General features: G+C 71.6%; 17 protein-coding genes and 1 riboswitch. Of the genes, 6 read left to right on the top strand and 11 right to left on the bottom strand.

Annotated elements, in window-relative coordinates; genetic code table 11:
- The first annotated feature begins 12 nt into the window (after positions 1-12).
- Positions 13-1,935: an AAA family ATPase gene (locus ACGFMM_RS30360; protein ID WP_393649674.1), complete on the top strand. Its 1,923-nt coding sequence runs from the start codon at positions 13-15 to the stop codon at positions 1,933-1,935.
- Here ACGFMM_RS30360 and ACGFMM_RS30355 read toward each other — a convergent pair whose 3' ends face one another.
- The 10 genes from ACGFMM_RS30355 to ribD all read right to left on the bottom strand — a co-directional run bounded on the left by ACGFMM_RS30355 (position 1,936) and on the right by ribD (position 10,468).
- The gene (locus ACGFMM_RS30355; RefSeq protein ID WP_393649673.1) at positions 1,936-2,970 is read right to left on the bottom strand and encodes a hemolysin family protein; all 1,035 of its coding nucleotides are present in this window, start codon (positions 2,968-2,970) and stop codon (positions 1,936-1,938) included. It abuts the gene before it with no gap.
- Entirely contained in the window at positions 2,967-4,298 is a 1,332-nt protein-coding gene (locus ACGFMM_RS30350; protein WP_393649672.1) for a hemolysin family protein, read from the bottom strand. The genes ACGFMM_RS30355 and ACGFMM_RS30350 overlap by 4 nt, the downstream gene beginning before the upstream one ends.
- A gap of 245 nt (positions 4,299-4,543) precedes the next feature.
- A complete protein-coding gene (locus tag ACGFMM_RS30345; RefSeq protein WP_393649671.1) occupies positions 4,544-4,990 on the bottom strand; it encodes a PH domain-containing protein in 447 nt (148 codons plus the stop codon).
- Positions 4,991-5,025: 35 nt separating this feature from the next.
- Positions 5,026-5,874, bottom strand: coding sequence for an ATP phosphoribosyltransferase (gene hisG, locus ACGFMM_RS30340; protein WP_393649670.1), 849 nt, complete (start codon positions 5,872-5,874; stop codon positions 5,026-5,028).
- Between the two features lie 49 nt (positions 5,875-5,923).
- Positions 5,924-6,205 carry a phosphoribosyl-ATP diphosphatase gene (locus tag ACGFMM_RS30335; protein WP_309049467.1) on the bottom strand — a complete coding sequence of 94 codons (282 nt, stop codon included), beginning with the start codon at positions 6,203-6,205 and terminating at the stop codon, positions 5,924-5,926.
- Positions 6,206-6,239: 34 nt separating this feature from the next.
- Entirely contained in the window at positions 6,240-6,725 is a 486-nt protein-coding gene (gene ribH / locus ACGFMM_RS30330) for a 6,7-dimethyl-8-ribityllumazine synthase (RefSeq protein WP_024760819.1), read from the bottom strand.
- 54 nt (positions 6,726-6,779) lie between these two features.
- A complete protein-coding gene (locus ACGFMM_RS30325) occupies positions 6,780-8,057 on the bottom strand; it encodes a bifunctional 3,4-dihydroxy-2-butanone-4-phosphate synthase/GTP cyclohydrolase II (protein WP_393649669.1) in 1,278 nt (425 codons plus the stop codon).
- A gap of 91 nt (positions 8,058-8,148) precedes the next feature.
- Positions 8,149-8,727: a nicotinamide riboside transporter PnuC gene (locus tag ACGFMM_RS30320; protein WP_393649725.1), complete on the bottom strand. Its 579-nt coding sequence runs from the start codon at positions 8,725-8,727 to the stop codon at positions 8,149-8,151.
- A 56-nt stretch (positions 8,728-8,783) separates the two neighbouring features.
- Positions 8,784-9,392 carry a riboflavin synthase gene (locus tag ACGFMM_RS30315; RefSeq protein WP_393649668.1) on the bottom strand — a complete coding sequence of 203 codons (609 nt, stop codon included), beginning with the start codon at positions 9,390-9,392 and terminating at the stop codon, positions 8,784-8,786.
- 2 nt (positions 9,393-9,394) lie between these two features.
- On the bottom strand, positions 9,395-10,468 hold the full coding sequence (gene ribD, locus ACGFMM_RS30310) for a bifunctional diaminohydroxyphosphoribosylaminopyrimidine deaminase/5-amino-6-(5-phosphoribosylamino)uracil reductase RibD (protein ID WP_393649667.1): 1,074 nt from the start codon (positions 10,466-10,468) through the stop codon (positions 9,395-9,397).
- 179 nt (positions 10,469-10,647) lie between these two features.
- Positions 10,648-10,777, bottom strand: a riboswitch (FMN riboswitch).
- Between the two features lie 239 nt (positions 10,778-11,016).
- Here ribD and ACGFMM_RS30305 point away from each other — a divergent pair.
- Both ACGFMM_RS30305 and ACGFMM_RS30300 read left to right on the top strand, forming a co-directional pair.
- Complete coding sequence (locus ACGFMM_RS30305) at positions 11,017-13,371, top strand: chitinase C-terminal domain-containing protein (protein WP_393649666.1); 2,355 nt, start codon at positions 11,017-11,019, stop codon at positions 13,369-13,371.
- A 66-nt stretch (positions 13,372-13,437) separates the two neighbouring features.
- Positions 13,438-14,178, top strand: a complete 741-nt coding sequence (locus ACGFMM_RS30300; RefSeq protein ID WP_393649665.1) for an SDR family oxidoreductase — start codon at positions 13,438-13,440, stop codon at positions 14,176-14,178.
- Between the two features lie 36 nt (positions 14,179-14,214).
- On the opposite strand, the gene ACGFMM_RS30295 is transcribed toward ACGFMM_RS30300, so the two are convergent.
- The gene (locus ACGFMM_RS30295; protein WP_393649664.1) at positions 14,215-15,363 is read right to left on the bottom strand and encodes an ROK family transcriptional regulator; all 1,149 of its coding nucleotides are present in this window, start codon (positions 15,361-15,363) and stop codon (positions 14,215-14,217) included.
- Positions 15,364-15,491: 128 nt separating this feature from the next.
- Between ACGFMM_RS30295 and ACGFMM_RS30290 the strand changes: the two genes are divergently transcribed.
- The 3 genes from ACGFMM_RS30290 to ACGFMM_RS30280 all read left to right on the top strand — a co-directional run bounded on the left by ACGFMM_RS30290 (position 15,492) and on the right by ACGFMM_RS30280 (position 20,292).
- Positions 15,492-16,703 carry an MFS transporter gene (locus ACGFMM_RS30290; RefSeq protein ID WP_393649663.1) on the top strand — a complete coding sequence of 404 codons (1,212 nt, stop codon included), beginning with the start codon at positions 15,492-15,494 and terminating at the stop codon, positions 16,701-16,703.
- A 701-nt stretch (positions 16,704-17,404) separates the two neighbouring features.
- The gene (locus tag ACGFMM_RS30285) at positions 17,405-19,000 is read left to right on the top strand and encodes a phospholipid carrier-dependent glycosyltransferase (RefSeq protein WP_393649662.1); all 1,596 of its coding nucleotides are present in this window, start codon (positions 17,405-17,407) and stop codon (positions 18,998-19,000) included.
- Positions 18,997-20,292: a beta-galactosidase gene (locus tag ACGFMM_RS30280; protein ID WP_393649661.1), complete on the top strand. Its 1,296-nt coding sequence runs from the start codon at positions 18,997-18,999 to the stop codon at positions 20,290-20,292. The genes ACGFMM_RS30285 and ACGFMM_RS30280 overlap by 4 nt, the downstream gene beginning before the upstream one ends.
- The last annotated feature ends 8 nt before the right edge of the window (positions 20,293-20,300 follow it).

The following is a 20,300-nucleotide window of genomic DNA, read 5'->3' as shown; positions in this document are numbered from 1 at the left end:
GTGGGGGACGCGATGGACAGTGGCGCCCGCGGCGTCCACGCCCCGGCCGAGCTCGCCTGGCTGCGCGGCGTCGACGCGTACACCATGGGCGCGTACCCGCAGGCGGAGGAGGAGTTCCGGACCGCCGTCCGGATCGACCCCGGCATGGCCGACGGCTGGCTCGGCCTGCACGCCCTGCGCATCGACACCACCACCGCGTTACTGCGGATGTACCGCAACCGCGACCGGTTCGGCGAGCAGCGGACCCGGCACCGGCGCACCCTGAACTCCTGGTACTGGCTGGGCTGGTGGGTCCAGCCGGTGCTCGAATCCGCCCGCGATCTGCTCCTCGCTCACGCCTCGCACTGGCTGGACGGCCGGCACGTGCCCGAGCTGGACCGGGCCCTGGCCGGGCTGCCGCCGGTGGACACCGATCCGCAGGTCCGCTTCCTGCACGCCTGCCGCGCCTATCTCGTCAAGGACTGGGACCAGCTGGTCCGGCACACCGAATCCCTCGTCGACGATCCGCTGCTCGGCATCGAGGCCGGCCTCTTCGGCGGCATGGCCCGCGTCCGCCTGGAGATGTTCGCGCAGGCCGAGCCGCTGCTGTCCGCCGCGCTGATGCGCTGCCGCAGCGAGCAGCCGCAGCGCAAGGAGCTGCGGTACTGGCTCGCCCGGGCGCACGAGGGCACCGGCCGCAGCGCCGCCGCACTCCCCCTGTACCGGGCGGTGCACCGGATCGACCCGGCGTTCATGGACACCTCGGCCCGGCTCGCGGCGATCGCCGAGTACGACGGCTTCGACGGCGCGGAGGATCCCGCCGGGTACGCGGCGGTGGCGCTCGGGGGCCTGGGCCAGGACAGCGTGGACGCGGACCGGGCCGAGACCGAGGGCCCGCTCACGGAGCCGCCGCGGTTCGGCGGCGAGCCGCTCCAGCCGCCGCCGGGCGCCCCGCCCGGCGCCCCGCCGGGGACCCCGCCGCCCGCGCCGCCGCCGGACGACGTCCGCGAGAAGGCCGCCGTGCCCGGTCGGCCGCTGCCGCCGCGGTTCCCGGCCGGCGCGACCGACCCGGCGCTGCTGGCCGAGGCGCTCGCGGAGCTGGAGCGGATGGTCGGCCTGGAGCCGGTGAAACGGCAGGTCAAGGCGCTGTCGGCGCAGCTGGAGATGGCCCGGCTGCGGGCCGGGCAGGGCCTTCCGGTGCAACCCCCGAAGCGGCATTTCGTCTTCTCCGGCCCGTCCGGGACGGGGAAGACCACGGTCGCCCGGATCCTCGGCCGGGTCTTCTACGCCCTCGGGCTCCTCGGCGGCGACCATCTCGTGGAGGCCCAGCGGGCCGACCTCGTCGGCGAGTACCTCGGGCAGACGGCCGTGAAGGCGAACGAGCTGATCGACTCGGCGGTCGGCGGGGTGCTCTTCGTCGACGAGGCGTACGCGCTCTCCAACTCCGGCTACAGCAAGGGCGACGCGTACGGCGACGAGGCGCTGCAGGTGCTGCTGAAGCGCGCCGAGGACAACCGCGACCACCTCGTGGTGATCCTCGCCGGATACCCGGAGGGCATGGACCGGCTGCTCGCCGCCAACCCCGGGCTGTCGTCCCGGTTCACGACCCGGGTGGACTTCCCCTCGTACCGGCCGCTGGAACTCACCGCGATCGGCCGGGTGCTGGCCGCGGCGAACGGGGACGGCTGGGACGAGGAGGCCCTGGACGAGCTGCGCTCCATCAGCGGCCATGTCGTCGACCAGGGCTGGATCGACGAGCTGGGCAACGGCCGCTTCCTGCGCACCCTGTACGAGAAGTCCTGCGCCTACCGCGACCTCAGGCTCTCCGGCTACGCCGTCACGCCGACCCGCGAGGACCTGGCCACCCTGCGCCTGCCGGACCTGATGCAGGCGTACGGCGAGGTCCTGTCGGGCCGCGGACCCACGGCCCGCGGCCCCCAGGAGCCGCCGGCCTAGCTAGCCGACGGCGGTGCGGTGCGCGGGGTCGCGGACCTCGCCCACCAGCAGTTCCAGCACGTCCTCCAGGGCGACCAGGCCGACCACGCGGCCCGAGGCGTCCGCCACCTGCGCCAGATGCGTGGCCGCCCGGCGCATGACGGTCAGCACGTCGTCGAGCGGGAGTTCGGAGCCCAGTACGGGCATCGGGCGCCACACGTGCTGCGGCACCGCCCGCTCGCGGTCCTCCAGATCGAGGACGTCCTTCACATGGACGAAGCCCAGGAAGCGTCCGCCGCGCCCGCCCCGTACCGGGAAGCGGGAGTAGCCGGTGCGGACGGTCAGCTCCTCGATCTCCCGGGGCGTCGCCGACGGGGTCACCGTCACCAGCGCCGACGGCGGGATCACGACGTCCGTCACCGGGCGGCTGCCCAGCTCCAGGGCGTCCTCCAGGCGCTCCTGCTCCGCCGGGGCGAGCAGCCCCGCCTGGCCGGCGTCCTCGACGAGGCGGCCGAGCTGGGTACTGGTGAACACCGCCTCGACCTCGTCCTTGGGCTCCACCCCGAACAGCCGCAGCACGGCCCCGGCGCAGGCGCCGAAGGCCGCGGTGACGGGCCGGCAGAGGCGGGCGAAGCCGACCAGCGCCGGGCTGAGGAGGAGCGCGGTGCGCTCCGGGTCCGCCATCGCCAGGTTCTTCGGCAGCATCTCGCCGACGACGAGGTGGAGGAAGACCACGAGCGCCAGGGCGATCACATAGCCCAGCGGATGGATCAGGCCCTCGGGGACGTGGACCGCGTGGAAGACCGGCTCAAGGAGCCGGGCCACGGTCGGCTCGGCGACCGCGCCCAGGGTGAGCGAGCAGACCGTGATGCCGAACTGGGCCGCCGCCATCATCTGCGGCAGGTTCTCCAGGCCGTACAGGACCTGGCGGGCCCGGTGGCCGGGAACCGTCTCGATCTGGCTGCGCCGCACCGAGACCAGCGCGAACTCCGCGCCGACGAAGAAGCCGTTCGCGACCACCAGGAGCAGCGCGAACACCAGTTGGAGGGCGCTCACCGGGCGGCCTCCGGGACCTTCGCGGTCCGCACCAGGCAGACCCGCTCGGCGCGGTAGCGGTCGACCTGGCGGACCGAGAGCCGCCAGCCGGGCAGCTCGGCGCGGTCCCCGGCCGCGGGAATGCGCCCGAGGAGGTCAGCGACGAGACCGGCGACGGTCTCGTACGGCCCGTCGGGCACTTCGAGCCCTATCCGGTGCAGGGTGTGCACCCGGCAGCTGCCGTCCGCCTCCCAGGCGGGCTGTCCGTCCTCGGCGGCGACGGAGGCGAGTTCGGGGCGCTCGTCGGCGGCGGTGTCGTGCTCGTCGCGGACCTCGCCGACGAGTTCCTCGACGATGTCCTCCAGGGTGACGACGCCGGCGGTGCCGCCGTACTCGTCGACGACGACCGCGATGGGCTGCTCGCGGCGCAGCCGGTCGAGCAGCTCCTGCACGGGCAGGGTCTCGGGGACGAGCAGCGGCGCCACGGCGATCCGGCCGACGGGCGTGCGCAGCCGTTCGTCGGCCGGGACGGCGAGCGCGTCCTTGAGGTGGACCATGCCGGTGATCTCGTCGATGCGGTCCCGGTAGACCGGGAAGCGCGAGAGGCCGGTGGCCCGGGTCAGGTTGAGCACGTCCGCCGCGGTGGCGTCGGACTGCAGCGAGCTGACCTTCACCCGCGGCGTCATGACGTGCTGGGCGGTGAGCTCGGCGAGCGACAGGGTGCGCACGAAGAGGTCCGCGGTGTCCTGTTCGAGCGCCCCGGCGCGGGCCGAGTGCCGGGCCAGCGCGACGAGTTCGCCGGGCGTGCGGGCGGAGGCGAGTTCCTCGGCCGGCTCGACGCCGAACAGCCGGACGAGCCGGTTGGCGACGGCGTTGAGCAGGGAGATCACCGGGCGGAACACCGAGGAGAACCGGTGCTGCGGTCCGGCGACGAACCGGGCCACCTGGAGCGGCCGGGAGACCGCCCAGTTCTTGGGGACCAGTTCGCCGACGACCATCTGCACGGCGGAGGCCAGCAGCATGCCGGTCACCACGGCGATCCCGCCGACCACGCCGTCGGGCAGTCCGAGCGCGGTCAGCGGCGGGGCCAGGAGCGCGGCGAGCGCGGGCTGGGCGAGCATGCCGACGACGAGCGAGGTGATGGTGATGCCGAGCTGGGTGCCGGAGAGCTGGAACGACAGCTCGCCGAGGGCCTTGACGACGGTCTGTGCGCGCCGGTCGCCGCCGGCGGCCGCCTGTTCGGCGTCGGGGCGCTCCACGGTGACGAGGCCGAACTCGGCGGCCACGAAGAAGCCGTTGGCGAGGATCAGAACGAAGGCCGCGAGCAGCAGCAGTAGGGGGATGATCATGCCGCCGCCTCGTGGGAGGGGGCGGCGCAGGTACTACCGGACGATCCGTCCATTGCCGGAGGGAGTCACTCCTCGGTTCGCAGGGAGGCCCCGCGGGCCGGCGGTCGGCCCGTGGACGCGAGGCGGTGGCACCGCGTCGGTGCCACCGCCTCCAGATTAGTCACGGCCGGCCGCCCGGGGGCAGGGGGTCGGCCCCGTATGGGGGACCCGGTTTCACCCTCGGCCGGGCCGGGCCCGTCCCGCGGTCAGGCGGTGTCGGGGCCGGTGCCTCGGGCGTCCGCGAGGGCCCGCAGGGCGCGGGCGTCGCGGATGGCCTGCTCCTTGGCGATCCCCGGCTGGATGCCGAGGGCGGGCAGGCTGGTGCCGTCGCTCAGGTCGAGGAACACCCAGGGGTCGCCGGGCCTGAGGTTGACCCGGAGGATCTCCGCCCAGGCCAGCCGGCGGGTGCGGGTGAGGTTGACGACCGTGACGCCCTCGTCGTCGGCCACGACCTTGGGACGGCTGAGCAGCGTCAGGATCCCGAGGAACAGGGCCGCGGTGAAGACGAAACTGACCCGCTCCGCCGGGCTGAGCCGCTCCAGCATCAGCGTGACGGCGGTGATGACGACGAACATCACCGTGCCCAGCGTGAGCAGGACGAACCGGGTGCGCTGCGGCCGGAAGACGACCGGCAGGGCGGGGGTGTCGGGCATGCGCGGGAGTTCCTTCGATGGCGCCGGCGGGCCGTTCAGAGGCGGCAGGCGTGGATGGCCGTGGTGAGGATGGCGCGGGCGCCCAGTTCGTACAGGTCGTCCATGATCTGCTGCGCGTCCCGGGCGGGGACCATGGCGCGGACGGCGACCCAGCCCTCGTTGTGGAGCGGCGAGATCGTCGGCGACTCCAGGCCGGGGGTGAGGGCGACGGCGCGCTCCAGGTGCTCGGCGCGGCAGTCGTAGTCCATCATCACGTAGCTGCGGGCGACGAGGACGCCCTGGAGGCGGCGCAGGAACTGCTGCACCTTCGCGTCGTCGGAGGGCGCGCCGGTGCGCCGGACCACGATCGCTTCGGACTTCAGGATCGGCTCGCCGATGACCGTCAGGCCGGCGTTGCGCAGCGAGGTGCCGGTCTCGACGACGTCGGCGATGATCTCGGCGACGCCGAGCTGGATCGCGGTCTCGACGGCCCCGTCGAGGTGCACGACGGAGGCGTCGATGCCCTGGTCGGCGAGGTGCTTGGCGACGATGCCCTCGTACGAGGTGGCGATCGTCATCCCGGCGAAGTCCTGCGGACCCTCGGCGGTGCCGGGCTTGGTGGCGTAGCGGAAGGTGGACCGGCCGAAGTTCAGCGGCAGGATCTCCTCGGCGTTGGCGCCGGAGTCGAGCAGCAGGTCGCGGCCGGTGATGCCGATGTCGAGGCGGCCGGACGCCACGTAGATCGCGATGTCCTTGGGGCGCAGGTAGAAGAACTCGACCTCGTTCTCGGGGTCGACCGTGACGAGTTCCTTGGACTCCTTGCGCTGCCGGTAGCCCGCCTCATGGAGCATCTCCATCGCAGGTCCGGAGAGAGAACCCTTGTTGGGGACGGCGATGCGCAGCATGGGGTGGGCTTCCTTTGCCTCGGGTGGGGGTTTCGATTCGGGGACGTGCTCAGAGGTGGGCGTAGACGTCGTCGAGGGAGATCCCGCGGGCGACCATCATCACCTGGACGTGGTACAGCAGCTGCGAGATCTCCTCGGCGGCGGCTTCCTTGCCCTCGTACTCGGCGGCCATCCAGACCTCGGCGGCCTCCTCGACGACCTTCTTGCCGATCGCATGGACGCCCTTGTCCACGAGTTCCGCGGTGCGGGAGGTGGCGGGGTCGCCGGTCTCGGCCTTGAGCTTCAGCTCGGCGAAGAGCTCTTCGAAGCTTTTACGGGTTTCGTTCGCCATGATGTCCTAAGAGTACGGGGTGGGGATGCCCTGCTCAGCGCCAGGGTTCGCTCACGGTGCGCAGTGTGGTGGCGGTGGCGACGGCGGCGGTGACCGCTTCGTGGCCCTTGTCCTCGGAGGATCCCTCGAGGCCGGCCCGGTCCAGGGCCTGCTCCTCGTTGTCCACGGTCAGGACGCCGAAGCCGACGGGTACGCCGGTGTCGATCGAGACCTGGGTGAGGCCGTGGGTGACGCCCTGGCACACGTACTCGAAGTGCGGGGTTCCGCCGCGGATGACGACGCCGAGCGCGACGATGGCATCGTAGCCGCGGCCGGCGAGCACCTTCGCCACGACGGGGAGTTCGAAGCTGCCGGGGACGCGCAGCAGGGTCGGCTCGTCGATGCCGAGCTCGGACAGGGCGCGCAGGGCGCCGTCGACGAGACCGTCCATGATCTTCTCGTGCCACTGGGCAGCGATGACCGCGACCCGGAGGTCGCCGCAGTTCTTCACGCTGAGGACGGGTGCGCCCTTGCCGCTCATGTTTCTCCTTGCCGGTCGTGCGTACGGTCGTGCGTTCGGTGGTGTGTCCGGAAGTTACTGGTTGCCGCAGGTGGTGGCGGAGGCGCCGTCCAGCCAGGGCAGGTCGTGTCCCATGCGGTCCCGCTTGGTGGTGAGGTAGCGCAGGTTGTGCTCGCCCGCCTGGACCGGCATGGGCTCGCGGCCCCGGACGTCCAGTCCGTACCGGGCGAGGGCGGCGGTCTTCTCGGGGTTGTTGGTCATCAGCCGGAGGCTGCGGACGCCGAGGTCGGCGAGGATCTGCGCGCCGGCCGCATAGTCGCGGGCGTCGGCGGGCAGGCCGAGCTCGAGGTTGGCGTCGAGGGTGTCGCGGCCGCGCTCCTGCAGCTCGTACGCGCGGAGCTTGGAGAGCAGTCCGATGCCCCGGCCCTCGTGGCCGCGCAGGTAGACCACGACGCCGCGGCCGGCCTCGGTGATCCGCTCCATGGAGGCCTCCAGCTGCGGGCCGCAGTCGCAGCGCAGCGAGTGGAAGATGTCGCCGGTCAGGCACTCGGAGTGGACCCGGACCAGGATGTCCTCGCCCTCGCCGAGGTCGCCGTGGACGAGGGCGATGTGCTCGACGCCGTCGACGGTGGAGCGATAGCCGTACGCGGTGAAGTCGCCGTGTGCGGTGGGCAGGGCGACCTCGGCCTCGCGGCGGACGGTCGGCTCGGCGGAGCGGCGGTAGGCGATCAGGTCCTCGATGGAGATGATCGTCAGGCCGTGCTTGCGGGCGAACGGGACCAGCTCGGGCAGCCGCAGCATGACGCCGTCCTCGCCGGCGATCTCCACGATCGCGCCGGCGGGGCGCAGTCCGGCGAGCCGGGCCAGGTCGACCGCGGCCTCGGTGTGGCCGTTGCGGGCGAGGACGCCGCCCTCCTTGGCGCGCAGCGGGAAGATGTGGCCGGGGCGGACGAAGTCGCCGGGCCCGTACTGTCCGCTGGACAGCATCTGGAGGGTGGTGGCGCGGTCGGCGGCGGAGATGCCGGTGCTGACGCCGTGCGCGGGGCTCGCGTCGACCGAGACGGTGAACGCGGTCCGCATGGACTCGGTGTTGTGCTCGACCATCTGCGGCAGCTGCAGGCGGTCGAGTTCGTCGGCCTCCATGGGCGCGCAGATCAGGCCGCGGCACTCGCTCATCATGAAGGCGACGATCTCGGGGGTGGCCTTCTCGGCGGCGATGACGAGGTCTCCCTCGTTCTCGCGGTCCTCGTCGTCGACCACGACGACGGGCCGGCCGGCGGCGATGTCGCGGATGGCCTGCTCCACGGGGTCGAGCGCGAGGTCGGTGGTGTCCCAGATGGGCAGCGCGGTCATGCTGCACCCCTTTCGTTCGCTTCTCCGCCTGCGCGGCGCAGAGGTGCGGCCATCGATGTCGTCTGCGGCCCGGCGGCCACGCATGCGTCGCTCACAGGAGGGCTCCTTCCAAAGACGGAGCCGTGCGCGTCCGGAGCCACCAGTCGCGCATGCCCCAGATGACGAGGGCGAAGTAGATCACGTAGACCAGGCCGGAGAAGGCGAGGCCGCTGCTGAAGGCGAGCGGGACGCCGACCAGGTCGACGAGCAGCCAGGCGAACCAGAACTCGACCAGGCCGCGGGCCTGGGCGACCATGGCCACCAGCGTGCCGACGAAGATGTACGCGTCGGCCCAGGGGCTCCAGGACAGCGACGGGTACAGGGTGAACAGCCCGCCGACGGCGAGGGTGCCGAGGACCGCGCCGCCGAGGAGCAGCCCGCGCTCCTTCCAGGTGGCGAAGCGGACGGCGATGGAGCCGTCCTGGGCCTGCTGCCGGCCGCGGGTCCACTGGTGCCAGCCCCAGGCCGCGACGGCGATGACCAGGATCTGCTTGCCGACGCCGCCGGCCAGGTGCGCGGAGGCGTACGCGCCGACGAGGATCAGGCCGGACAGGAGCTGGGCGGGCCAGGTGAGGACGGAGCGCCGCCAGCCGAGGGCGAGCGCGATCAGTCCGATCGTGTTGCCGATCATGTCGAACCACTTGATCGGCTGCCCCAGGACGGTGAAGGCCTCGGCGTTGAGCCAGTTCACTGGAGGTTCTCCCGGGCGTTCGGGCCGAGCAGCCGCTCGACGTACTTGGCGATGACGTCGACCTCGAGGTTCACGGCGTCACCGCTCTGCTTGATGCCGAGCGTGGTCAGCGCGAGGGTGGTGGGGATGAGGCTGATGGTGAACCAGTCCTCGGCGGCCTCGACGACGGTGAGGCTGACGCCGTCGACGGTGATGGAGCCCTTCTCGACGACGTACCGGGACAGGTGCGCGGGCAGCGCGACCTTGACGATCTCCCAGTTCTCGGAGGGGGTCCGGTCCAGGATCGTGCCGGTGCCGTCCACATGGCCCTGGACGATGTGCCCGCCGAGGCGGTCGCCGACGGCCATCGGCCGCTCCAGGTTGACCTTGGAGCCGACCTCCAGCGCGCCGAGCGAGGAGCGCTTCAGCGTCTCCGCCATGACGTCGGCGGTGAACTCGCCGTCGCCGAACTCGACGACCGTGAGGCAGACGCCGTTCACGGCGATGGAGTCGCCGTGCTTGGCGTCACCGGTGACGACGGGGCCGCGCAGCCGGAAGCGGGACGCGTCGTCCAGCTTCTCGACGGCGGTGACCTCACCCAGTTCTTCGACGATTCCGGTGAACACGGTCAGCGCTCCTTGATGGTGGCGGTGATGCGGAGATCGGGGCCGATGCGGACGGTCTCGGTGACGTCGAGCCGGAACGCGTCGGCGATGGTGCTGATTCCGGCGTCCTTCAGGGCCGCGGGACCCGCGCCGAGGAGGACCGGGGCGAGGTAGCCGACGACCTGGTCGACGGCGCCCGCGGCGAGGAAGGCGCCCGCGAGGGTGGGGCCGCCTTCGAGGAGGACGGAGCGGACGCCTCGCTCGTGCAGGGCGTCCAGGAGGGCGGGCACGGACAGGCCGCGCTCGGCCCGGGGCAGGCGTACGGCCTGGGGCAGGTCGGTGGCGGCGTCCTCGGCGACGGCGATCAGGGTGGGCGCGGCGTCGTCCAGGACGCGGGCGCCGGGCTTGACCGCGGTGGCCTCGGTGTCGACGACGACCCGCAGCGGCTGGACGGCGTCCTCGATCCCGCGCACGGCCAGGTGCGGATCGTCGGCGCGGGCGGTGCCGGAGCCGACGACGACGGCGTCGGCCTCGGCGCGCAGCCGGTGGACGTCGGCGCGGGACTCGGCGGAGCTGATCCAGCGGGAGGTGCCGTCGGCGGCGGCGATCCGGCCGTCGAGGGTGGCGGCGTACTTCCAGCGGACGAAGGGGCGGCCGCGGCGGACGGAGGTCAGCCAGGCGAGGTTGACCGTCTCGGCCTCGTCGGCGAGCAGTCCCTGCGCGACCTGGACGCCGGCCGCGCGCAGTGTGTCGGCGCCGCCGGTGGCCCGCGGGTTCGGGTCGCCGACGGCGTACACGACACGGGCGATCCCGGCGTCGATCAGGGCCTGGGCGCAGGGGCCGGTGCGGCCGGTGTGGTTGCAGGGTTCGAGGGTGACGTACGCGGTGCCGCCGCGGGCGAGGGCGCCGGCCTCGCGCAGGGCGTGGACCTCGGCGTGCGGGCCGCCGGCGCGCCGGTGCCAGCCCTCGCCGACCTGGTGGCCGGAGGCGTCGTGGACGACGCAGCCGACGACGGGGTTCGGGCTGGTGGAGCCGAGTCCGCGGGCGGCGAGCGCCACGGCGCGCCGCATGGCGGTGATGTCGGCCTGGTCTGCCACCGGGTCCTCCTGCCTCTTCGGGCACGGACTCCGGGGCCTGTCGATGACGACAGAGAGCGGGAACGACGCCGCACGCAGGGGTGCCGAGGCCGGATACGCCGGACCGCCGCGGACACCGGGTGCGCCGGTGGCGGCGATCAGCGGGTACGGCCGGCACGCCCTTCGAGGACGATCGCCCGCCGCGCACTGCCTCCCATCCGGACTTTCACCGTCGGTCCAGGAATTTCACCTGGTCAACCGGCCGCTGGCTGCGGACGGGTCGCGGACTATACCGCCGGTTCGGAATTACACCGACCCCGGAGTGCGCTGCTGCTGATACAGGGCCAGTCTGCCACGGACGGGCGTCGGCCATGCAGACGAGTTCTGTGGGGTGGCTCACAACGGGACTTCTCGGCGACTTTGGTCCAGACCTATTGACCGACTGGTCTAGTCCTCTTAATCTCCGTGTCACCTCCGGGGTACGGCCCGCCGGCGTGCGCACTCCACGGGCCCAACACGCACCACCCCCTTGTTCGTTGTGTGTTTGACCTCCATGGGAGGAACCGATCGTGCCGTCCCCCACCAAGCGGAGAGTTCTGCTCGCCGCGTCCGGCGTGGCCGCCGCCGGACTGCTGTTCAGCTCGCTCTCGGGCGGAGTCTCGTACGCCGCCGACAACGAGAGCTGTCGCCCCGACGGGCTGTACAAGACGCCGGGCGTCGACGTCCCCTACTGCTCGGTCTACGACACCGAGGGCCGCGAGAAGATGGGCGCCGACCACCAGCGCCGCGTCATCGGCTACTTCACCGGCTGGCGCACCGGCAAGAACGGCGAGCCCGCCTATCTCGCCAACAACATCCCGTGGGACAAGATCACCCACATCAACTACGCCTTCGGGCACATCGGTTCCGACAACAAGCTGTCGGTCGGCACGGACGGACCGAACAACGCCGCCACCGGAATGACCTGGCCCGGCGTGGCCGGCGCCGAGATGGACCCGGCGCTGCCCTACAAGGGCCACTTCAACCTGCTCACCAAGTACAAGAAGCAGCACCCGGACGTGAAGACGCTGATCTCGGTCGGCGGCTGGGCGGAGACCGGCGGCTACTTCGACGACAACGGCGCCAGAGTGAATTCGGGGGGCTTTTATGCCATGGCCACCCATCCCGACGGCTCGGTCAACCAGGCCGGCATCGACACCTTCGCGGACTCGGCCGTCGCCTTCATCAAGAAGTACGGGTTCAACGGCGTCGACATCGACTACGAGTACCCGACGACGATGAAGGACGCGGGCAACCCGCTCGACTGGCAGCTCGCCAACGCCCGCCGCGCGGGTCTGGTCAAGGGCTACGACGCGCTGATGAAGTCGCTGCGCGAGAAGCTGGACCGGGCCGGCGCCGCCGACGGCAAGCACTACCTGCTGACCGTCGCCGCGCCCTCCTCCGGCTATCTGCTGCGCGGCATGGAGACCTTCCAGATGCAGAGGTATCTGGACTACGTCAACATCATGTCCTACGACCTGCACGGCGCGTGGAACGAGTACGTCGGCCCCAACGCCTCGCTCTTCGACGACGGCAAGGACGCCGAGCTGGCCGCCGCGGGCGTCTACGGCTCCTCCCAGTACGGCGGTGTCGGGTACCTCAACACCGACTGGGCGTACCACTACTTCCGCGGCTCCATGCCGGCCGGCCGCATCAACATCGGCCTGCCGTACTACACCCGCGGCCACAAGAACGTGCAGGGCGGCACCGACGGCCTGTGGGGCAAGGCCGCCGCGACCACCTGTCCGGCCGGCGCCGGTCTGACCAAGTGCGGCGACGGCGCGGTCGGGATCGACAACCTGTGGCACGACAAGGACACCAACGGGCAGGAGTCGCCGGCCGGTTCCAACCCGATGTGGCACGCCAAGAACCTGGAGAGGGGGATCGTCGGCGACTACGTCACGCAGTACGGCTTCCCCGCGAACACGACGCTGACCGGCACCTACGCCCGTAAGTACGACTCCACCCTGGTCGCGCCGTGGCTGTGGAACGCCGAGAAGAAGGTCTTCCTCTCCACCGAGGACGAGCAGTCCGTGGCCGCCAAGGCCGACTACGTGGTGGACCGCGGCATCGGCGGCACCATGGTCTGGGAGATGGCCGGCGACTACGCCTGGAACGCGGCCAAGGGTCAGTACGAGATGGGCTCCACGCTCACCTCGCTGATGTACGACAAGTTCAAGGCGGCCACCCCGTACGGCGCGAAGAAGGCCGACAAGGCGCTTCCGGCGCAGGCGGTCAACGTGGGCGTGGAGTTCGGCGAGTTCAAGCTCGGCGACTCCAACTACCCGATCACGCCCAAGCTGAAGATCACGAACAACACGAACACCGCTCTGCCCGGCGGCACGGAGTTCCAGTTCGACTACGCGACGGCCGCTCCGGGCAACGCCTCCGACCAGTCCGGCTTCGGCACCAAGGTGATCAGCAGCGACCACACCGGCAGCAACGTGGGCGGGCTGAAGGGCAACTTCCACCGCGTGTCGCTGAAGCTCCCGGCCTGGCAGTCGCTCGCGCCGGGCGCCTCGGTGGACCTCGCGTTCAACTACTACCTGCCGGTGTCGACCCCGTCGAACTGGACGGTGAACATCGGCGGCACCACGTACGCGCTGGCCGGTGACCTGGCCCGCGGTGTCACGGTCGTCGAGCCGGGGGGCTCGACGCCCACCCCGACGCCGACCGACCCCACGCCCACCCCGACGCCCACGCCGACGCCGACCGACCCGGGCGGCTCCTGCACCGCGCCCGCGTACGTGGCCGGGCAGGTCTACAACGCGGACAACCAGGTCTCCCACAAGGGCCACACCTGGAAGGCCAAGTGGTGGACGCAGAACGAGGAGCCCGGCACCACCGGCGAATGGGGCGTCTGGCAGGACCTCGGCGCCTGCTGACCCCGCACCGCACCGTCGCCGCGGCCCGCACGTGCGGGCCGCGGCGACGGCGTTCACGCTGAAGGCATGAGCACGATCCTGGTGACCGGCGGCACCGGCACGCTCGGCCGGCCGGTCTGCGACGCGCTGCGCGGCGACGGACACGAGGTGCGCGTGCTGAGCCGGCACAGCCCGCCTTACGCCGTCGATCTGCGCGAGGGCGGGCCGCTCGTGGACAGCGCCGTGGACGGCGTGGACGCTGTCGTGCACTGCACCAACATCCTGCGCGGCGACGCGCGGGCGGCCGGCAACCTGCTCGAGGCCGCGCGGCGGGCCGGCGTGCCGCATCTGGTGTACATCTCGATCGTCGGCGTGGACCGCATGCCGTACGCCCACCTGAAGGCGAAGTACGTCATCGAGCGGCTGATCGAGCGGTCCGGGCTCGGCTGGACCGTGCTGCGGGCCACCCAGTTCCACGACCTGATCCTGCAGCTCCTGGAGGGCCTGGCGAAGCCGCCGGTCATGCTGCTGCCGAAGGACGTGTCCTTCCAGCCGGTGGAGAAGACGGAGGCCGCCGCCCGGCTCGCCGAGCTGGCGACCGGCCCCCCGGTCGGCCGGGCCGAGGACCTCGGCGGACCGGAGATCCGCCGCCTCACGGACCTGGCCGACGCCTATCTGACGGCAGCGGGCAAGGAGCGCCGGCTGGTCGAGCTCCCGCTGCCCGGCCGCCTGTACCGGGGCTTCCGGAACGGCGACCAGCTCGCACCGGACCGCGCGCTGGGGCGGGTGACCTTCGAGGAGTTCCTCGCGCACCGCTTCGGCGGCTAGGGAGCCGCTTGGGCAGCTGGGGCCCCGCTTCCACGGTCAGGGCGCGCCCGGCCCGAACAGGTCGTCCTGCGCGGCGTCGCGGGCGGCGAGCAGGGCGCCGCGGAGCACGGCGCCGTCGCCGAGGGCGGTCGCCCGGACCTCGGTGCGCAGCGGGGAGAGCCGGGCCAGGCGGTCCTCGACGCGGGCCGCGAGCGCGGCGCCGCCGGCGTGGCCGTTCTCGCCGCCGAGGACGACGCAGCCGGGGTCGAGCACCGAGGCGACCGCGGCCGCCCCGACGGCGAGGCGTTCGGCGAGCTCGTCGAGGAAGCGCTCGTCGCCCGAGGCCAGCGCCGTACGGGGGTCGAGGCCGTGCCGCACCGCCAGCGCGTCGACCGCGGCCGCGCCGGCCAGCGCGTGGAAGCCGCCGCCGCAGTCGGTGGCCGAGGGCAGCCCGGCGGTGCCCGGCACCGGCAGAAAGCCCAGTTCGCCCGCGCCGCCTGAGGCGCCGCGGATCAGCCGGCCGGCCAGGACCACGGCGGCGCCGACGCCCCGGCCGAGCCAGATCAGGACGAACGTGTCGCGGTCCCGGGCGGCGCCGACGCGCTGCTCGGCGACGGCGGCGAGGTTGGTCTCGTTCTCGATCAGGACGGTGGCGGGGACCCGGCTCTGCAGGGCGGGCGCCAGGCGCCGGTGCCAGGCGGGCAGTCCGGAGGAGTCGTTGAGCTCGCCCGTCGCCGGGTCGACGAGTCCGGGCGCGCCGATGCCGACGCTGTGCAGCCGGGCCACGCCGGCCTGCCGGGCGGTGCGCTCCAGCAGGGCGACGGCCTCTTCGACGGCGGGCTCGGGGGGCGGTTCGGCGGCGGTGCCGTCGCCGATGGGCACGGAGGCCTCGGCGAGCGTCGCGCCGAGCAGGTCGGCGACGACGACGGAGACGGAGTCGGTGCGCACGTCGAGGGCGGCGAGGTGGGCCCGGTCGGCGACGAGCCCGTACAGCTTGGCGTTGGGGCCGCGGCGCTCCGCGCCGGACTCGCCGACGACGCGGACGAGTCCGGAGTCCTGGAGCCGTTCGACGAGGTCGGCCACGGTGGGCCGGGACAGTCCGGTCAGCGTCTTCAGTTGCGTGGCCGTCAACGGGCCTTCGTCCTGGAGCAGGCGCAGGGCGAGCCGGTCGTTGATGGCCCGGGCGGTGCTCGGGGATGCGGCCATGCGGGGATCCTCTCAGACCTTCGTTCTCAGACCTTCGTACGCCGGTTCCGCGCCCACTCTATTTATCAGGCAGGGTTCCTGATAGTTTACGCGCCGGCCAACCCGGCCGAGGGGACAGGGAGGGAACCATGACGGCCGAGACCGTCTTCGGCGCCGAGCGGCTGCGGCGCGCCCGCTTCGCCGTCGCCGCCGTCTTCTGCGTGCACGGCGCGGTGACCGGCAGCTTCGCCACCCGCATCCCGTGGATCCAGGAACACGCCGGCGTCTCCGCCGGGCAGCTGGGCCTGGCGCTCGCCTTCCCGGCGCTCGGCGCGTCCGTGGCGATGCCGCTCGCCGGCGCGATCAGCCACCGCTTCGGCGCGCGCACCGCGCTGCGCGGCCTGCTGGCGCTGTGGACGGCGGCGCTGATCCTGCCCTCGCTCGCCCCGAACGTGTACGGCCTGTGCGCCGCGCTCTTCGTCTACGGGGCCACCGCGGGCATGTCCGACGTGGCGATGAACGCGCTCGGCGTCGAGACCGAGACCCGGCTCGGCAAGTCGATCATGTCGAGCCTGCACGGCATGTGGAGCGGGGGCGCCCTGCTCGGCTCGGCGGCCGGCACCGTCGCCGCCCACCTCGGCGTCGACGCCCGGGCGCACCATCTGCTCGCCGCGGCCGTGCTCACCGTGCTCGGCCTGGCGTTCTGTCAGGGCGTGCTGGACCTGCGCAGCACGCCCGACGAGGAGCCGCCGGCGCGCTTCGCGCTGCCGCCGCGGTCGGCGCTGGTCATCGGGGCGATCGGCTTCTGCGGAGTGTTCGCGGAGGGCGCCAGCCTGGACTGGTCGGCGGTCTACCTGAAGGACGAGCTCGGCTCGTCGGCGGGCGTCGCGGCCGCCTGCACCACCGCCTTCGCGCTCACGATGACGGTGGCGCGACTGGTCGGCGACCGGGTGGTGGACCGCTTCGGGCCGGTGCGCACGGTCCGGGTCGGCGGCGCGGCGGCCACGCTCGGCGGGGTCCTGGTGGTCGTCGCCCCGCACGCGGCGCTCGCGATGGCCGGTTTCGGACTGATCGGGCTCGGCGTCGCGGTGGTCGTCCCGCTGGCCTTCGCGGCGGCGGGGCACAGCGGCCCGAACCCCAGCCAGGCCATCGCCGGCGTCGCGACCATCACGTACACCTCGGGCCTGATCGCCCCCTCGGCGATCGGCGGCATCGCCGACGCGACCTCGCTGACGTTGTCCTTCGGACTGGTCACGCTGCTCGCCGTCGGCCTGGTGCTGGGCGCCGGCGTGCTCCGCCCGGGCGGCCGGAGCACCCCACGGCCCGCGACGGCCGGGCCCGTACCGGATCCCAGCAGGTAGTTGGAGGGGGCGATCTTGATCAGCATTTCCCGCCTCCCGAGGTGGAATTCACTTCGAGGGATTTTCAGGCCGCCCCATTGCGGACTCCCTATCGCGCCCGCGGAGCGCACTGCTGCGCCTGGTCCCGTACCGACCGAAGAGCACTTGATCCCCCGCCCCTGATGTGCAAGCCTGGAAATTCAATGGCGTTCGGAAAATGGGCACGCGAGGCAGCGGCGCAGCACCTCGCGAATCATCGAAAGAGGGCCCATCGTGATCACCGTTCGGGTTCGTCGGCATACGGCGCTCCACGAACCGCATCCCCTGCGGCGGGCGACCGACTGGCCTGCCACGGTGTCCCGGCCCGCCTCCCCCACGACGCCCGCCCGGCACGGAGCGCACCCCGCCCGCCGGGCCTCCGACCGTCCGACCCCGGTGGCCCGCGCCCCGCGCCGCGCCGCCCATCGCCGGTCCGGCGCCCGGCGCGGCCGGCGGTCCCGCGTCGCCTCCTCGCACCGCGCGGGCGGTCGGCGTGACGACGCCTCCGGCGGCCATCAGGCCAACGCCGGCGGCGATCCACCTCCAGCACCCTCGGACGACGCCCCTCGACGGCCCCACCACGCCCTGATCCGGGGCGCGGCGCGGGCCTGCCTTGTGGAGACCGCCCGGCAGCGCGGGCTGGACAGCAAAGCCGCATCGACTCTGTGTCCAGGAGGCCCACGATGACGGCTCTGGCCTCACGGACCGCGTCGGCTTCGGCATCGACGATCCGGCGAACCGTCAGTCGGGTTCCGGCAGTCGCGGTGGTCGCCGGCGCCGTATTCGTCCTCACGGCGGTGCTTCGACTGGTGAACATCGGCAGCTCGGCGGATATCTTCACCGACGAGGTGCTCTATCGGGACATCGGCCACAACACCGTGGTCCACGGGTACCCCTACGAAGGTGGGAGCCCGTTCTTCCTGCACCCGCCCGCATTCTTCTACCTCATGGCCGGATGGGAATACGCCTTCGGGTTTGAACCCAACGCCATCATGTCGGTCTACGATATGCGGGTCCTCAACGCACTGCTCGCCGCCGCCACGGCCGCTGCGCTGACGGTTGTGGTGGCCAGGGCGTCACGATCGTGGCAGGCGGCAGCGGCAGCCGGAGCTCTCTTCGCCGTCGACGCCTTCTGTATTCGCCAGAACGGTCGGGTGCTGCTGGAGACCGCCATGATGCTGCCCGCGATCGCGGGGTTCGCGGTGCTGCTTCCGCTGTTCTGGCGTCCGTTGCCGGCAAGGGCACGGCTGCGGGCGGTGTCTGCGGGGCTTCTCTTCGGCATGTCCGTGTTGACCAAGGACTGGGCGGTGTTCGTCACTGTGCTGCCCGTGCTCATGGCCATGCTGATGGGCTGGGGACCGCCGCGCCGGCTGCTGCTCGGCGTCGTGGGAATGAGCGCCGTGCCGTATGCCGTCTATGTGGCCGTCGTGGCGATCGGCGGAGAGCTGAGCTGGTTCCTGGAGGTGAAGAGCCAGGGAGTCCAACGGCTGCTGGGGCTGGTCCAGGAGACCGGCTTCAACTCGGCGGAGGCGCCTTCCGTGGTGTCCCGGCTCGCGGACGAAGCGCCGACCTACGCCGCCACGTACCTCGTGCTGACGGCCTGCCTGATCGCGCTGGTCATCCTCCTGCGCTGGGGCAATCCGGCCGAGCGCCTGATGGGGCTGCTGAACCTGTCGGGGGTCTGCGCCCTCGCCTACGCGGTCCTCTTCGGAACGCTCGAGGAGCACTACCTCTACCTGCTGCTGGTGACCAGCCTGATCTCGGTGACGGTGGCCGTCCCGCTCGTGCTGAGGCGCCGCAACGGCCGCACGGGGCGCGTCGTACGCCGGTTCGCCGTGACCACTCTCGTGGTGCTGCTCGGAATCTCCGGCACGTCCTACGTCGTGGGAAGGATGGAGCCCGACGACGGCTACGCGAAGCTGAGGGCCTATCTGGAGACTCGTCTGCCGGCGGGGAGCTCGATCACCGTCGTCGACGGGACGCCCTATTTCGCTTCGACCGGGCAAGGGATAACCAGCGGTCTGCAGGATCTCTACCGCGTGGGCAAGTGGGTCACACCGCAGGCCCGGGCCGAGGCGGGGGTTCGGTACGTGGTCGTTCCCTGGAAGGAGGTCAGGGAGGGATACACCTTCCTGACGGTTGGCGAGACGCGGCGGCTGATCGCGGACGGCGACCTGGTGTTCTCCTTCAAGGGGCGGACCTACGACACCCTCGCTCTCTACCGCATGCCCCCGCCGAATCCGTCCGTCTCTCCCGACAGCCAGACGAGGACGCCATGAAGCATCCGGCCGGCCTTACCCAGCGCCACTGGTGGTTCGCCGGTGCCCTGGCCGTCATTCTGGCCCTGCTGGCATCAATGGCACTGCTGCAGGCCGACGAGAAGGAGGAGTACCACTTCGGCACCCTGCTCACGGACCATGAACGGGCTCCGAGGGAATACGAGATCGGGATTCGGCTCGCACACCTCGAAGTGCGCTGGGATCGGTTCGAACCGCATGACGACGCGTTCGACCAGGCGTACATAGACCGACTCAGGGACACGATAAGAGAGTTCGAAGAGGCGGGGCTGGAGATTGAAGTCGGCATCACGCTCCATTCCCCGCCCGGGTGGCTCAGGGAGCATCCGGACTCCGATTTCGTCAACCAGTACGGAGATCATTTCACGGATGCGCCGAACGTGGTCTTCAGCCAGTCCGTCAGGCGCGAGGTCCAGGAGTACATCAAGAAATTCAACAGCGAACTCGGACTCCACAACTTCTGGGCGGTCCGGATCGGTGTGAGTGAAACGGGAGAGTTCACCTATCCACCCGCGGATCCGGGCGAAGAAGGAAACAATTCCTTCTGGGCGTTCGACGGGAACGCGCAGAGTACGGCCGGCGACTCGGGCAGGCCGCCGGACATTCCTCCCAACCCACTGCCCGGATGGGAGCCGGGGGACCGGACGTACCAGGGGAGGAACGTCGAACGGGCGGACGTGGCCGCATGGTCCGACTGGTATCTCCAGGCCATCGCCCAAACCGTGAACTGGCAGATCAGCCAGTACACGTCACTCGGATACCAGGGCAGGATGAAAATCCTGGTCCCTGGCACCGGTGTCCGTCCGGGCGAACACGAAAGTGCCGTCAACAGCTACCTCGACGGCACGGTACTGCCCGACCTGATGGGCCGCGGAGTGAGCTACTACAAGAGCCTCTCCTATATCCGAGGCAGCGAGAACATCGAGATCGTCTCCACATCGCTCGTCGACGGCTCGGGAGATCCGAGCAACCAAGGTTGCGCACCGTCCGACGAGGAACAGGACATTCTCGACCCGTCGAACGCTGTCGTCGGCGACTGGTCGTCCGTGCGCTGGATCGCGAACCTCGCCCGATACTACGGATTCGATATCGGCGGAGAAAGCTCCGGACCTCAGATACGTCCTTACTATGACGGCGTCATGGACGACGCCGCCCGGCAGATGACGTCCTGCGGACTCAAAGATCTCATGTGGGCTTTCGACAAGAACCTCTACGACGGCACTCCCGGCTCATCACTCCAGGAGTACGGAGCCGTCATCGATCGCTTGAACTGAGGAGCCGG

Source organism: Streptomyces sp. NPDC048604 (assembly GCF_043199435.1).
Taxonomy (GTDB): Bacteria; Actinomycetota; Actinomycetes; order Streptomycetales; family Streptomycetaceae; genus Streptomyces.
The sequence above is the reverse complement of the archived record's forward strand: the minus strand, read 5'-3'. Positions and strand labels throughout refer to the sequence as shown.